Annotated in this window: 11 protein-coding genes and 2 pseudogenes; 4 read left to right on the plus strand and 9 right to left on the minus strand. The window is 63.4% G+C overall.

Annotated elements, in window-relative coordinates; genetic code table 11:
* Positions 1-18: 18 nt before the first annotated feature.
* The 7 genes from opgC to LZ585_RS12040 all read right to left on the minus strand — a co-directional run bounded on the left by opgC (position 19) and on the right by LZ585_RS12040 (position 10,259).
* Positions 19-1,152 carry an OpgC domain-containing protein gene (gene opgC / locus LZ585_RS12010; RefSeq protein ID WP_234853793.1) on the minus strand — a complete coding sequence of 378 codons (1,134 nt, stop codon included), beginning with the start codon at positions 1,150-1,152 and terminating at the stop codon, positions 19-21.
* Positions 1,149-3,269, minus strand: coding sequence for a glucans biosynthesis glucosyltransferase MdoH (gene mdoH / locus LZ585_RS12015; protein WP_234853794.1), 2,121 nt, complete (start codon positions 3,267-3,269; stop codon positions 1,149-1,151). Before mdoH ends, opgC begins: the two co-directional genes overlap by 4 nt.
* Complete coding sequence (locus LZ585_RS12020; protein WP_234853795.1) at positions 3,245-4,822, minus strand: glucan biosynthesis protein; 1,578 nt, start codon at positions 4,820-4,822, stop codon at positions 3,245-3,247. Before LZ585_RS12020 ends, mdoH begins: the two co-directional genes overlap by 25 nt.
* 135 nt (positions 4,823-4,957) lie before the next feature.
* Positions 4,958-7,204 carry a phosphoenolpyruvate--protein phosphotransferase gene (gene ptsP, locus LZ585_RS12025; RefSeq protein WP_234853796.1) on the minus strand — a complete coding sequence of 749 codons (2,247 nt, stop codon included), beginning with the start codon at positions 7,202-7,204 and terminating at the stop codon, positions 4,958-4,960.
* A 62-nt stretch (positions 7,205-7,266) separates the two neighbouring features.
* Entirely contained in the window at positions 7,267-8,523 is a 1,257-nt protein-coding gene (locus LZ585_RS12030) for an aspartate kinase (RefSeq protein WP_234853797.1), read from the minus strand.
* 102 nt (positions 8,524-8,625) lie between these two features.
* Positions 8,626-9,033: a DUF1178 family protein gene (locus tag LZ585_RS12035; protein WP_234853798.1), complete on the minus strand. Its 408-nt coding sequence runs from the start codon at positions 9,031-9,033 to the stop codon at positions 8,626-8,628.
* 35 nt (positions 9,034-9,068) lie between these two features.
* The gene (locus LZ585_RS12040) at positions 9,069-10,259 is read right to left on the minus strand and encodes a 3-deoxy-D-manno-octulosonic acid transferase (protein WP_234853799.1); all 1,191 of its coding nucleotides are present in this window, start codon (positions 10,257-10,259) and stop codon (positions 9,069-9,071) included.
* A 628-nt stretch (positions 10,260-10,887) separates the two neighbouring features.
* Here LZ585_RS12040 and LZ585_RS12045 point away from each other — a divergent pair.
* The 4 genes and pseudogenes from LZ585_RS12045 to LZ585_RS12060 form a co-directional block, all read left to right on the plus strand.
* A complete protein-coding gene (locus tag LZ585_RS12045; RefSeq protein ID WP_234853800.1) occupies positions 10,888-11,460 on the plus strand; it encodes a hypothetical protein in 573 nt (190 codons plus the stop codon).
* Positions 11,461-11,555: 95 nt separating this feature from the next.
* Entirely contained in the window at positions 11,556-11,702 is a 147-nt protein-coding gene (locus tag LZ585_RS12050; RefSeq protein ID WP_234853801.1) for a hypothetical protein, read from the plus strand.
* Between the two features lie 4 nt (positions 11,703-11,706).
* Complete coding sequence (locus LZ585_RS12055) at positions 11,707-11,913, plus strand: hypothetical protein (protein ID WP_234853802.1); 207 nt, start codon at positions 11,707-11,709, stop codon at positions 11,911-11,913.
* A gap of 41 nt (positions 11,914-11,954) precedes the next feature.
* A pseudogene (locus LZ585_RS12060) lies at positions 11,955-12,546 on the plus strand (transposase); the annotation flags it as partial.
* 56 nt (positions 12,547-12,602) lie between these two features.
* Here the strand turns inward: LZ585_RS12060 and LZ585_RS12065 are convergent.
* Positions 12,603-12,854, minus strand: a pseudogene (locus tag LZ585_RS12065) (ATP-binding protein); the annotation flags it as partial.
* Positions 12,855-12,900: 46 nt separating this feature from the next.
* Positions 12,901-14,238 carry an IS110 family RNA-guided transposase gene (locus LZ585_RS12070; RefSeq protein WP_234853177.1) on the minus strand — a complete coding sequence of 446 codons (1,338 nt, stop codon included), beginning with the start codon at positions 14,236-14,238 and terminating at the stop codon, positions 12,901-12,903.
* Positions 14,239-14,449: the final 211 nt, after the last annotated feature.

Consider the following 14,449-nt stretch of genomic DNA (forward strand, 5'->3'; position numbering starts at 1 on the left):
CTTTGCAGCGACCGTGCTTCAGCCCTTGGCTTCGCGCTTGAAACGCACGGACAATTGCCAGGGCGTGCCATAGGTCAGCCACAGGGCGGAAATCCACCACAGCGCGACCATCGCCCAGACATCGACCGCCATGCGCCGAAGGATGCCCTGGTCCAAGGGGTTCATCTGGAAGGCATCGCCCAAAACCGACAGCAGCACGCAGGCCAGGAAGGAAAACAGCCCGCCCCGGCCGATCTGTTGCAGTGCGACGCCCAGGCGGCTGGCGGCCAGACGTTGCATCATGCGGGCCAGGGGCACGGCGACCAGCCAGCTTGCACCCATGATCGCCATGAACCGGGTGCCGTCCAGATCCCATTTGCCGATCTCTCCGCCATAGATCAGGCGCAGCGCGTCGCGGATGGGCAATGCGGGTTCGCCGAACTTGGCGGCGATGACGATGGCGCTGCCAAAGGCGAACATCCCCGCCGACAGGATCGTCAGCAGCCGGCGATGCGGCATCAGGACGGGAATGACCTGCTTGCGGAACAGGCCCATGGCGATGCCGGAAAAGAACAGCATCTGCCAGCCGAAAGGGTTGAACAGCAGCCCGCCCAGGCGGTGGTTAGGCACAAAGGCGTTCAGCACCGGGGCAAAGCACCACAGGACGAAGGATCCGGCGGCAAAGCTGATCGGATAGCGCAGCAACACCGGCACCAAGAATGGAACCGAGGCCAGCAGGATCACATAAACGGCCAGTACGTCCAGCAGGTTAGGCTGCAACCACATGCTTGCCAGCACGCCAAAGAATCCGATCGGGTTTTCCAGAACCCAGACGGCATACTGGTGCCAGATTGCGGTGTGGTCCATGTCGAGCGCCAGCAAGCCGGCCGAGACCACGGCCATCAGCATCCCCCCAAAGACCAGGGCACGCCAAACCTCGAAGGCGCGGCGGGCGAAACGCCATTGCGCCGCGCGGCGGCCTTGTTTCGTTTCCACCGACAGCCACACCATGCCGACCAGGAAGCCCGACAACAGGACGAACAGTTCCGCCGCGTCGAAGATCGCGAAATTGGCCAGGGTGAACCACCGCAGTTCCGAAAGGGGCATATGGTCCAGCATGATGCAGACCAACGCGTAACCGCGCAGCATATCCAGGGCGATCAGCCGCTTCATGAGGAAAGGACGCTCCACTGTCGCAACAGGTCCGGGTCCGATACCAGGGCATCGGTTTCGTCGCGGGTCAGGTATTCCAGCGCCTGCGCCCGGGTCCGGGCATGGGCGATCTTGGCCCCGGCGGTGATCCGGGCAAGGCGCTTGTCTTCTGGCAGGTCGGCGTTTTTGGGCAGCAGCGCGATATGGCGGTCGATCTGGTCGGGCTGGGCACCGAAATGCAGCAGCCCTGCCGCGTCCCCCAGGGGGCGGGGCATCGCGCGCACGACGGCACTGGCGTCCGACAGGATGGCGGGAGGATCGCGTTCCTCGGGCGTGACCAGCAACCCCCGCATCCGCGCCCAGCGGCCAAATATCGGGCTTGCGGAATAACGCGAGGTGACGGGCGACAGGATCAGTCCCGCAAGGATCGGCGACAGCCAGATCAGTTGGGCGGGCGAAAACTGCGCCAGGACGATCAGCGTGCCGAGGCCCAGTCCCACATGGACCCAATGCCGCGCGATCACCACGTTCCAGTCGGGCATGGATCCGGCGCGGACCTGCGCGTTCCAGCCGCTGTCGCGACCTCGCAGGATTTCATAAATTTGCCGTGTCTGGATCAGCATCTGCACGGGGGCGATCAGGGCGGACAACAGGATCTCGAACAGGGAACTGGCGAAGATGCGCACCGGCCCGCCCGAATTGCGCGCCAGGGGCCGCGACCATGCGCGAAAGGTGGCGATCAGCCTGGGCAGCAGCAGCAGCGCCATGGCGGCCACGAACAGCCACAGCATCCGCTGCGCGTCGAAGACCGGCCAGTCGGGGAACAACTGATAAGCGGTTGGGAAATATTCCGGCGTGGACAAAAGCACCGTGGCCGACAGGACCAGGCCCACCAGGATCAGGGCCAGCCACAGGGGGCTCATGGCGAATCCCAGGATGCCGATGGCGAAATGCGCCAGCGTGACGGCACGGGCGCCGCGCATCCCGAACAGGCGGGAATGTTGCAGGTTGCCCTGCGCCCAGCGGCGTTCGCGCGCGGCCATGTCCAGCAGCGTGGGAGGGCAACCCTCGAAGCTGCCGCGCAGGTCATGGTCCAGCCGGACCTTCCAGCCTGCCCGGCACAGGGCGGCGGCTTCCACGAAATCATGGGACAGGATGGTCCCCCCGAAGGGTGGCTTGCCCGGCAGGCGGGGCAGACCGCAGGCCCCCGCAAAGGCCGTCATGCGGATAATGGCGTTGTGGCCCCAGAAATTGCCGGTATCGCCCGACCAGGCCGATACGCCGCGCGCGATCATCGGACCGTAAACACGGCCCGCGAATTGCGTCAGGCGGGCAAAGATCGTCTCGCCCCCGACCAGGATCGGCATGGTCTGGATCAGCGCCAGCCGGGGATCGGCATTCATGCGGGCGGACAGTTCGCGGATCGTGGCGCCCGTCATGATGCTGTCGGCGTCCAGGACGACCATCTGGTCGTAGCGCCCGCCCCAGCGGCGCACAAAGTCACCGATATTGCCGGTCTTGCGATCCTCGTTGGTGATGCGGCGGCGATACCAGATCGGCAAGGGCGACATCTTGCGCGCCGCGTCGATCACCAGCGTTTCGTTCACGGCGATCACCGGATCGCGGCTGTCGGACAGCACGAAGATCTCGGTCCGGTCGGCCATTCCTTCCCGGTCCAGTTCTCGGGCCAGGGCGGTCAGCAGGCCGATGCTTTTCTGCGCATCCTCGTGATAGATGGGCATCACGACAGCAACGCGTGCGCCGTTCGGTCCCTGGGGCGTCACCAGCCGGGATGCGAACAGCCCGGCCAGCACGTTGCAGAACGAGAAACCGACCCAGGCGAATGTCGGCACGAACAACACCAGCAGCGCCCATTGCATGGGCGTCGGGTCGTCCCCGAAGCTGCGCAGCATCTGCTGAAACCCGACAACGGCCGCTGCCGCCGCGCCGCCAAAGGCCACCAGCCGCGCCATCCAGACGTGCCAGCCGTTACGCAGGCGGGGAAAGGCCGGACGGGGTCGTGCGCCGAAATCCTGCACCGGCATGGCCAGCGGCGATTCGGGCGGGGTTGCGGGCCTTTGCGCCAGGTCTGCGGAACGCGGATCGGCCAGGCTCATGCGGTCCAGCGCGCCAGCCAAGTTTCGCTTTGGACCACCCCTTCGGGGCTGGTCAGCACCGCCTGCAAATCGGCCAGCGTGGCGTCTCCGGGTTCGAACTCGAAGGCCAGGCGCAGCACGCCCTGGTCGACCAGGGGCTTCAGATAGGCGTGGACAATGGTCCCGGCCGAGGTGGTGACCTGGGATTCCGGCATGGCATCGGAAAACAGCGACAGATCGAAATCCACGATGACGCTGCGCAAGGACGGCGAATTGATCGACCGCCCGCTGCGGACCTGGCGCACCTTGGCCAGGGGCAGGTCGTTTGCCGGCAGGGGCGCGAAGATCAGGCGATACTGGAATTCGTGGCGCTTGTCCTTTTCCAGCGGCTCCTTGGGCACCCAGCAACTGACGATGTTGTCGTTGAACTCGTTCTCGACCGGGATTTCGACCAGCCGCACCTCGCCCTCGCCCCAGTTGCCCTCGGGTTCGATCCAGGCCGAGGGGCGCAGATGATACAGCGCCTCGGGATCCTGGTAGTCATCGAAATCGCGGCTGCGCTGCACAAGGCCAAAGCCGCGCGGATTGTTGTCCACAAAGGACGAAATCTGCAAGGTTTTATGGGCACCAAGGGTTCGCCACAATGCCTGGCCCGCACCGGTATGCATCTGCAAGCCGTCGCTGTCATGAACGGCGGGGCGGTAATCGTCCACCTCGCGACGGCTGGCCGGTCCGAACCAGAACATCGAGGTCAAGGGCGCCAGCCCGGTGTTTTGCAGATCAACGCGCGGGAACAGCGCCGCCCGGGTACGCACGGAGGTCACTGCGCCCGGATTGACGTCGAACTGAAAGGCCCCGGCCACGGACTTGCTGTCCAGGGCCGCATAGATGCGCACCCAGCCCGACCCGTCGGTCGGTTCCTGGATCCAGAAATCGGTGAACAGCGGAAATTCCTCGCCGTCCGGGCTGCCGGTCTTGATGGCCAGCCCGCGCGCCGACAGGCCATAGATCGTGCCGCGTGCCACGGCGCGGAAATAGGTCGCGCCCTGGAAGACCAGGAATTCGTCCATCACGCCGGGCCGGTTCAGGATCGTGCGCAGTCGAAAGCCGGACCATCCCATCTGCCCCTTGTTCTGCAGGTCCGCGCCATCGGGAAACTGCGACGGGTCGAATTCCAGCATCGAGGGATCGAAGTCCAGCCGGTGCGGCACGCCATCGCGCACGACGCTGATATTGACCGGCTCATAGAAGATCGCGCCCGGCGGCAGCAAATCCATGCCAAACTGCGGATTGCCAGCGAACGGATCGCGGTCACGGCGAAAGCGGATGGCGCGATACTGGTCATAGGTCAGGTTGGCGAAGCTGCCCACCTGCTCGGCTACCGGCTGTTCGTAAACGCGCGTGGCGCGTTCCGCCGCCAGCGACGCGACTTCCTCGAATCCAAAGGTTGTGGGCGGTGCGGGCGGGGGGGTGTCGGTCCCCGTCCCGGCTGGCGCCGCCTCGTCCGTTGCTGTCTGCGCCCCCGCAGGACCGGCGACAAGCACCCCTCCTGCCGCCAGGGCGGTCGCTGCGTTGAGAAAATGACGGCGTTTCATATCGGGTGATGGTTGCCAAAAACCGTTTCATCATAAGGGTGTTGCACCGCCACAGCAAGGCACAAGCCGAACATGGGGCGCCCAGGCCGGGTTGCCCGAATGGGCCAGGCATTGCCTGATTTCGCGGCTTTCCGCCTATTGCTGCGCCAGCCAGGCGGTAATGGGACCGCGCAGGTTCGCCTGGCCCGAATCCAGTCGGTCGTCGATCAGCTTGCGCAGGTCGGTCAGCGACACCCGGCGGATCAGATGCTTGACCGGACCAATGGAGGCCGGGCGCATGGACAGGCGCGGGATGCCCAGGGCGGCAAAGGTCAACGCCTCGACCGGGCGGCCCGCGTCTTCGCCGCAAAAGGACAAGGGCACGCGCGCATCCTCGCAGCGCGCGATGATCTGGCGCAAAAGCAGCAGGAACGACGAGCTGAGGGTATCGTAACGCCGCCGCACCCGTTCGTTTTCCCGGTCGGCCGCAAAGAAGAACTGCTTCAGGTCGTTCCCGCCGACCGAGATGAAGTCGCACATCTCGAAGAATTTCTTCGGCGCAAAGGCCAGCGACGGCGTTTCAAGCATGGCGCCCACGCGAATGTCGGTGGGCATCGGATGGCCGACACGCTGTTCGCGCGACAGTTCCTGCATCAGGATCTTATACGCCGCCTCGTATTCGCCGATATCGGCGACGAACGGGAACATGACATGAAGGGGCCGCCCCACCGATGCGCGGATCAGGGCCTGCAACTGCATCCGCAGCACGCCGCGCTTGTCCAGACCCACGCGGATCGCGCGCCAGCCCATCGCCGGGTTCGGTTCGTCCTGCGGCTTCATATAGGGCAGAACCTTGTCAGACCCGATGTCCAGGGTGCGGAACATCACCGGCTTGCCCTGGGCGTTGTCCATGACGCGGCGATACAGTTCCGCCAGCTCGCCCCTGCGGGGGACGTGGTTGCGGATCAGGAACTGCAATTCGGTGCGGAACAGGCCCACGCCCTCGGCCCCCGACCCGGCGAGGGACGGCAGGTCGGCCATCAGGCCCGCGTTCATGTAAAGCTGGACGGTGGTGCCGCAGGTGCCTGTCGCGGGCAGGCCGCGCAGGCTGGCATAGCGGTTCTGCGCCTCGGCCTGCATGGCGATCTTGTCGAGGAACGCCTTGTAGACGCTTTCCTCGGGGCGCAGGTGGACAATCCCCTGGTCGCCGTCGATCATGATCGTGTCGCCGTTCAGCGCCTCGGTCGTGATGCGGGGGGCGTGGATGACCAGCGGAATGGCCAGGGCGCGGGCGACGATGGCCGCATGGCTGCCGACCGAGCCTTCTTCCAGCACAACGCCCTTCAGGCGCCGGCCGTATTCCAGCAGTTCCGCGGGGCCGATGTTGCGGGCGACCAGGATCGGGTTGTCGGGCATCTCGGCCCCGGTATTGGTCCCCTGCCCCGTCAGGATCCGCAAAAGGCGGTTGGACAGGTCATCCAGATCGTGCAGGCGGTCGCGCAGGTAAGGATCGGCGGACATTTCCAGCCTGGCGCGGGCGGCGGATTGTTCCTTTTCCACCGCAGCCTCGGCGGACAGGCCAAGCTGGATGTCCTCCTCCATCCGCTTGAGCCAGCTGCGCGAATGGGCAAACATCCGATAGGTTTCCAGCACGGCGGCGTGTTCACCCTCGCCCCCCATGTCGGCGGCGGCGACCATCGTATCGACAGTGCTGCGTAGCATGGCCACGCCTTCGTGCAGGCGCGCGCTTTCGCGGTCGGGATCGTCGCCCACGGGATTGGTCACCACCACGCGCGCCTCGTGCAGCCAGACACGGCCCTCGGCGGCGCCTTCCTGCCCGGTGGCCCCCCGGATCATCAGCGGAAAGCGGTGCTTGGAGGGCAGGCTGTCGGCTTGGCTGCCCTGGAAGGCGCCCAGTTCGGTCATCTCGGCCAAGACCATGGCCACGACTTCCAGGCCATAGATTTCGTCTTCGGAAAAGAGCCGCGCTTCGCGGCACTGGACGATCAGCACGCCCAGCCGTTCACCCACCCGCTGGATCGGCACGCCCAGAAAACTGGGAAACACTTCCTCGCCGGTTTCGGGCATGAAGCGGAAACCGGGTTCAGAGGGCGCATCGGCAGTATTGATGTAACGCCCGGTGCGGGCCACGCGCCCCACCAGTCCCTCGCCCAGGCGCAGGCGGGTGCGGTGGACAGATTCGGGGCGCAGCCCTTCGGTCGCGCACAGTTCCAGGGTGTTCGGATCGCGGAACAGATAAATCGAGCAGACCTGCGTTCCCATCGAATCGGCGATGTGATGGGTGATCTGGTCAAGCCGGTCCTGGCCGCCGCCGGGGGCGCCCAGGATCCCCTTCAACCGTTGCAACAGCTTGCGTGAATCGCTGTCCTTGCGGTCTTGCATTGCCTGCCTTGCCCTGCCTTGCTTTTGCCCGCAGATGCCATCCGGCACGCCATGGGAAGATATCAGGCCGCTTCCAGGCCAAAGGCATCATGCAGCGCCTGCACGGCCAATTCCATATATTTGCGGTCGATCAGCACCGAAATCTTGATCTCGCTGGTGGAGATGACCTTGATGTTGACGTTTTCATCGGCAAGCGCCTTGAACATCCGCGCCGCGACGCCCGCATGGCTGCGCATCCCGATGCCGACGACGCTGACCTTGGCGACCTCGGTATCGACGACCAGTTCGTCATAGGCGATGGTGCCCGCCGACTTGGCGTCTTCCATGGCGCGCTTGGCGCGTTCCACCTGGTTGATGGGAACGGAAAAGGTCATGTCCGTGACCGAACCGGGGTGATCGTCGTAATCCTTTTCGGAAATGTTCTGGACGATCATGTCCACGTTTACGCCCGCATCGGCCAGAGGCGCGAAGATGGCGGCGGAAATGCCGGGGCGATCCTCGACCGTGACCAGGGTGATCTTTGCCTCGTCGCGCGAATAGGCGACGCCGCTGACGACTTTCGATTCCATGATTTCTCCCTCATCGCAGACCAGGGTGCCCGATGTCTCGTCCGTGTCCTCGAACGAGGATAACACGCGCAGCCGCACCTTGAAGCGCATCGCCAGTTCGACCGAACGGGTCTGCAGAACCTTTGCGCCCAGGGACGCCAGTTCCAGCATCTCCTCGAAGGCGATCTTTTCCAGCTTGCGGGCTTTCGAGGTGATGCGGGGGTCGGTCGTATAAACCCCGTCCACGTCGGTATAGATGTCGCAACGCTCGGCGGCGAAGGCTGCGGCAAAGGCCACGGCGGTCGTGTCCGACCCGCCCCGGCCCAGCGTGGTGATGCGTCCGTCGGGACCAAGCCCCTGGAAGCCCGCGACCACCGCGACCTTGAATCCTTCGGCAAACTTTGCGTCGATGTTGGCGCGCGGGATGTCCACGAAGCGCGCGGCCGAATGGGCGGCTGTGGTGTTGATCGGCACCTGCCAGCCCTGCCAGCTGCGCGCGGGCACGCCCATTTCCTGAAGCGTCAGCGCCATCAGCCCGGCCGTCACATTCTCGCCCGAGCTGACCACCGCGTCGTATTCGCGCGCATCGAACAGGGGCGAGGTTTGTTCGACCCAGCCCACCAGTTCGTTGGTCTTGCCGGACATGGCGCTGACGATGACGATCACGTCATAGCCGCGCTCGACCTCTCGCTGGACCTTGGTGGCGGCGTTCTTGATCCGGTCAAGATCGGCCACGGATGTTCCGCCAAATTTCATCACCAGAAGCGGCATCGCGGGCCTCCGACCTGGGGGTTGCCTGTTCGGCGCGGCTTTTATGGGCCGGGGGCCGAAACCGCAAGGGCGGAAAGGGGATAACGGCGATCGTTGTGGCGGTCAGTTGGCCTTCTGGCGCGGGATAAAGGGCAAGGGTGCCACCGGCACGCCGTCCTCGACCAGCTTGCGGGCATCCTCGATCCTCGCCTCGCCGTAGATGGCGCGGACGGGGGTGCGGCCTTCGTGCATGGCGCGAGCCTCGTCGGCAAATTTCAGGCCGACATAATCGCTGTTCGCCTCGACCTGCTGGCGGAGGGCGTGCAGCGCGGCCTCGGCCGGGGTCATGGCGGGCGCGGCCTTTTCGGGCGCCGGGACCGAGGGGGCCATCAGCGACTTTTCGACCTTTGCCGATCCGCAAAGCGTGCAGGCGACATGACCCGCCGCCCGCGTCGTCTCGAACGCGTCGGAGGAACGGAACCAGCCGTCGAAATTATGGCCCTGGTCACAGCGCAAAGCATAGCGGATCATCGATACGAACCTTTCCCTTCCCTGCCTATATCGGATCAGCTCGGCGTCCCCGCAAGTTCCCGCAGATGCGCAATCAAGGCTGCCGGGTCGCCCGCGCGATCGTCCAGCACGGTGCGGGCCGCCTGGCCCATCCGCCGGGCCTGCGCCGGATCGCCTGCCAGCCGGATCACCTGACCGGCCAGGGCTGCTGCATCGACGCACAAGGCGCCCCCCGATCCTTCCAGGGCGGCATAGGCATCGCGGAAATTGCCGACATGGGGGCCGTGCAAAATGGCACAGCCATGGGCCGCAGGCTCCCACGGTGTATGGCCGCCCCGGTCGGTCAGCGAGCCGCCGACAAGACACAGGGCCGACGCCGCATACCAGCGATCCATCTCTCCAAGCGTATCGGCCAGCAGCACGTCGCCACCCGCGCCGCCCTGCGAGCGACGATCAAAGGCGATGCCATGCCGCGCCAGCAGACCTGCCACCTCGTCCCCGCGCGATGGGTGGCGAATGGCCAGGATCAGCCGCAGGTCGGGACAATGCCGCCGCGCTTGCAACCAGGCATCCACCGCCGCCGCCTCCTCTCCTTCATGGGTCGAGGCGGCAAGCCAGGTCCGGTCGCGTGCGGGGCTGGGCGCGGGTGCCACGACGCCGGCCGGGGTCAGCAGCTTCAAATCCAGACGCGGCAGGATGGCCCGGTCAGGCAGGCCAAGCGAGCGCAGCCGCGATTCGCTGCCCGCGTCCTGTGCCGACAGGGCCGCAAGCCGCCCCAGGACCGGCCCAATCAGGCGCGGAACCCGCGCCCAACGTCCGGCCGACCGTTGCGACAAGCGTGCGCCAATCATTGCCTGCGGAATCCCCCGGGCCGCCAAGGCCTGCGACCGCAGGGGCCAGAATTCGGATTCGACCGTGATCTGCAAGCTCGGCCGCAACCCATCCAGGAACCGCTCCAACGCCCCCGGCACGTCCAGCGGGGCCAGATGCGCCTCCATCCCCCAGCCTGCCGCCATGTCCCGCCCGGTGATGCTGTTGGCCGTCACCAGAACCCGATGTGTTTGCGCCAGGGCCGCGATCACCGGACGGGCCGAGGTCAATTCCCCGACCGACGCGCCGTGGATCCAGATGTCAGCCTGTCCCGGCGGTTCCAGGGCCAACCGCTGCCGCAATGCCGCGGACGCGCCGACCAAGGCGCGCAGGCGCAGCGAGGCTTCGAGGACATGGGCAGTGGCACGATGGATCATGGAAAACCGCTGGCAACTCTGCGGCTGCTATAGCGGACAGGCTACGGGTCATGAAGCCTGCACTTTCCTGCGGAACCCAGGGTAAGGCGCGACGTTGGCATTGCAAGTGAGCAAATTCAGGAGGTTTCCATGAAAGGACTTGTCGCCTGGTGGCTGGGCGTCCCGGTCGTCGTGATCGTGATCCTGTATCTTACGGGGATTTTCTAAGGATCAGGGATAACCTATTTCGGTCCCGGGACAGGTGGTTGGACAAGCGGTTCAACCACCTTTTCTTCTGGTTACAGCACTTGAATTTCGAATTAATCAGTTACCAACCATTTTCTATTAAAGATAGAAACATAACTATTTTCTACACCTGCTGATTTAAAATTGTCGCCATGTTATTAATAAGCATATGTTTTTTAACATATAAACTCAGAAGTACTAGAATTAGCAGGGTTCAATTCTAACTAATCGACAACTAGGAAAAATCTTAACAATTTGTTAACATTTGCCAGACGCCTGTCGGTGTCAGGCGTCGACAAATGTAAGGATTGTGTCGATGTTTACCAAGGTCCGACTTCCTTTTTCTGGTTTTGTCGTGGCTACCTGTCTTGCGTCCCCTTCCTGGGCCGCAACTGTCAGCATATTGTCCGAGGCTCCGACAGAAGGCACGGCCATCGACCTGTTTGTCGAGGATTTCGAACGCGTCGGAAATTGCGGCGGCGGTGCCTCGGTCATAAACGGCGGCTGTTCGGTTGTTGTGAAGGACGATCCCGATGCCCCCCATGCCTACGGGCGCTTCGATCCGCTGGGCGATTACTGGATCGACAGCCAGGACATCAACGAGCTGAAATGGACGGTCGCTTCACCCCAGGCTTTCACCTCGATGACCTTCGCCCTGACCGATGCGCATGATCAATTGAACAGCTTCTTTACCATGGCGATGCAGGACGGCAATTCCTTGACCCAGATCTGGAGCATTCCGGCCAAGAAGAACAACGCCAACCTGTATTGGCTTTCGGTTGATTTCGGAGAAGCGCGCAACGAGGCGGTGTTTCAATTCTCGACCAAGGTCATTCCGGGTTTTGACGGCTATGGAATATCATCCCTTTCCGTCCAGTCCCCCGCGCCAGTCCCCGCCCCGCCCGCAGCCATCCTGCTGGGCAGCGGAGCGATGCTGATAGCCAGCCTTCGCCGCCGGAAAAAACTAGTCCGTTAAGGCATTGGTTACCCCAAGTCGCAAAGGCATGGTCTTGCGCAACGCCAGTCCACCGGAATTTTGCCGGTCTGCAAGTCATGTCAATCAGGGATCAAATGGCCCTGGAGTTTCTCGAACGCCAAGCCTTAGATTTGAGGTCTGATGAAATTCCGCAAAATCGGGGTGTGCTGAACTGGCTGGAACCGCAATCAAGCAATTCGGGTCACATTCATGCCCTGCCGGGAGTCGCATGGTTCAATTGAACCGATGAAAGGCGTAGATTTCAGACAGTTCGCGCTGGTTATCTTTCTCGCTCCCTGCTTCGATCGGCTTTGGCACGTCATCGCGGAGCGCAAGATCCATCCAGCCTTACACCTTGCCCTTGATGCTGCCGTGCTGCAGCGCAGCCGTGTTGAGCTTGGGGTGGTACGCGTCCTGCTCGCGATCACTCAGGAGGCCGTACCAAATTCCTAATCCCAGGCCTCAAACCATAGGTTGAGGCGGCCGTCCATCCGGACATGGGCGGCGAAAGCGCGGCGGCCTGGAGCCGGTTCCGCACCGATCTCGATGCACCGGGCCTGCGGCGACCCGAGTTCGTTATCGTCGGCGGTACCTTGGGCCTTGAGGCCGCGCTTGTGGCGCTCTGGGGGGAAGAGTTGCCCATCCAGCGCTGCACGGTTCGGCAGCCACCGCAACCTGCTCGGCCATGCGCCCAATCGCCTGCAGGACAAACTGAGCGAAGACGACCGCGCCATGATCTATGCTGATACGGCCACCCAGATCGAGACACGCCGCAAGGCCTTTCGCCGCAATGGAAGCGCAAGTGCCGGGCCGTGGCCGAGAGCCTGGAGCAAGTCGGCGGCCGCATCTTCAGCTTCACCCGCCTTGATCCCAAGCAATGAAAATCGGCAGCGACCGCCAAAGCCATCGAGCGCCTGAACGAGGAGTTCCGCCGCCGGATCAAGACCCAGACCGTGCTGCGCCGAGACCGTGCCGATGCGGCTCTGGGTGCTCTTAGCTTCCGGCCAGATCCAGATGCGAAAGGTCGACGGCTGGAAAACCGTTTCTCAGTCGCTCCTGTCGATGTCCCTTGACCTCGCGGCCTGACCGGAGCCAACGTCCCATGCTAGGAGCCCGCTGATCGGCAATTTCCACAGCATTCGCAATACGACCGCGATCACGACGCTGGTGCGCTCATAGAGCTTGCTCAGCAGATGGAAGAGTAGCGCACCACCTGATGCGCTGAACGGCAGATATCCCAGCTCATCGAGGATAACGAGATCAAGGCGGGTCAGGCTTTCGGCAATCTGCCCGGCCTTGCCCTTGGCCTTTTCCTGCTCCAGGGCGTTGACCAGTTCGATGGTGGAGAAGAAGCGGACCTTGCGGCGGTAATGCTCGATGGCTTGGATGCCGAGGCGGTCGCGATGTGATCTTGTACCGATAGCGCAAGGCTTTTTTCGGCTATGCCGCAATGGAAACTCGATTGACGCGCCGTGTGGCACGGATGCTTTCGGATACGGTGTAGCGCTCGGTGATCAGGGCCTTTGCCTCGGCAAGAGAGATCTCGCGCCCGTCTCGGTCACGCAAGATATATGGCTTCCCAGTTCGCAAAACGTGGAAGATGCGGCTGACGAGCCGATTGGCGACGGCGCAGAGGGCTTGCTTGTGGTGGTGGCTCCGGTGGGTCATCATCTTGCAGTAGACCTCGGCAAGATCAGGATCGATCTTTCGGGCGGCGTCGGCTGCCAGCATAAGAGCACGCTTGATCCGATCATTGCCGCCTTGGGTGATCTTCTGGCCTGGCCTTTCGGTGCCGCCGCTGTCCGAACGGCGCGGAAACAGACCGCAGAAGCCGCGAATGTGTCGCTCAGATTGGAAGCGGTCGGCACAATGGAGCACCCCCAGCAGCACGGGTGCCAGATGGCGACCGATGCCGGGGATGGTGCGCAGGACATCTTCGGGCTGCAATTCGCAGTAAATTGCCTCGATCTTGAGCGTCAACTGGTCCCGAGCGAGCATGTTGACCTTCATGACATCAATCTCGATGCAGATCTCGGCCTGCAGTTCAGTAAAGTCGAGATGATCGCGATGAAGGGCAAGGGCTTCCCGGGCGGCCTGGCGGAGCCCTTCGATAAGCGCATCAACAAAGGCACCGCTATGAGGATGATTTCCGCTGGCATGCAGGGCAATGAAGCGTGCGATCGTAGACCTTCGCGCCTTGAGGACTACCTCCGGATCGACCCAATGCTGCAGAAGCGCCATGGCGAGCCGGGTGCCGAAGTCTGGCAGCACGCGCTCGAGAAGCGGGGATGCCCATCGAACGAGATCGAGAAGCCGACGCTTGGCTGAGGCAACGGCATCCTGGAAGCGGCTGCGCTGCTTGGTAAGACGCTGCAAGGCATGGCTCTTCGGGGCTGGGATATGAACCGGATCGAGCCTCGGCCCTCCGAAGCTCGGAATGGCAGCCAAGACATGCGCATCCGCCAGATCGGTCTTGGCGTGTTCAGACAGGTAGCGGCGCAGGGCCTTCACCCGCTTGCCTTTGACGCGCGCGACTGCGACGCCGACATCGGCGAGCCGGTGGGCAACCGGAAACCAGCTCATGCCGGTGGGTTCCATGATCGCCTGCACGCAGTCATCCGGGCCTATATCGGAGATTGCGCGCGCAACGAAAGCGTCTAGGGAGCAAGGGTTGTGACGGAACCGTATGGGCCGGCCGACAGGCTGGCCATTGTCGTAGATCTGGGCGACATGATCACCTCGGATGGCGAGGTCTATTCCAATCGTTCTGTTGATCATTGCTAGGATCCTTGTTGGTGAAGAACCACGCGTCGCCAGCACAGTCAGGTATGTCATTCGTGGCCTATGCTTCCGGCGGGAAGCGACACCACAATCGTGTTACACTTGCCTCGTCGACGCGGCCGGATCGGGATTATGATTTCACGGTCACGAGACGATCTTCGGATCTCTCAGGGTCTTCGACCCGAACCGGCCCGGTTCGCGTCGACAC

The sequence above is a fragment of the Paracoccus everestensis genome, from assembly GCF_021491915.1.
GTDB classification, from domain to species: domain Bacteria; phylum Pseudomonadota; class Alphaproteobacteria; order Rhodobacterales; family Rhodobacteraceae; genus Paracoccus; species Paracoccus everestensis.

Excerpts from the sequence above, each read along its gene's own strand:
- opgC (WP_234853793.1), bottom strand. The coding sequence starts at position 1,152 with ATGAAGCGGCTGATCGCCCTGGATATGCTGCGCGGTTACGCGTTGGTC.
- LZ585_RS12020 (WP_234853795.1), bottom strand. The coding sequence starts at position 4,822 with ATGAAACGCCGTCATTTTCTCAACGCAGCGACCGCCCTGGCGGCAGGA.
- ptsP (WP_234853796.1), bottom strand. The coding sequence starts at position 7,204 with ATGCAAGACCGCAAGGACAGCGATTCACGCAAGCTGTTGCAACGGTTG.
- LZ585_RS12030 (WP_234853797.1), bottom strand. The coding sequence starts at position 8,523 with ATGCCGCTTCTGGTGATGAAATTTGGCGGAACATCCGTGGCCGATCTT.
- LZ585_RS12035 (WP_234853798.1), bottom strand. The coding sequence starts at position 9,033 with ATGATCCGCTATGCTTTGCGCTGTGACCAGGGCCATAATTTCGACGGC.
- LZ585_RS12040 (WP_234853799.1), bottom strand. The coding sequence starts at position 10,259 with ATGATCCATCGTGCCACTGCCCATGTCCTCGAAGCCTCGCTGCGCCTG.
- LZ585_RS12050 (WP_234853801.1), top strand. The coding sequence starts at position 11,556 with ATGGCCCTGGAGTTTCTCGAACGCCAAGCCTTAGATTTGAGGTCTGAT.
- LZ585_RS12055 (WP_234853802.1), top strand. The coding sequence starts at position 11,707 with ATGAAAGGCGTAGATTTCAGACAGTTCGCGCTGGTTATCTTTCTCGCT.
- LZ585_RS12070 (WP_234853177.1), bottom strand. The coding sequence starts at position 14,238 with ATGATCAACAGAACGATTGGAATAGACCTCGCCATCCGAGGTGATCAT.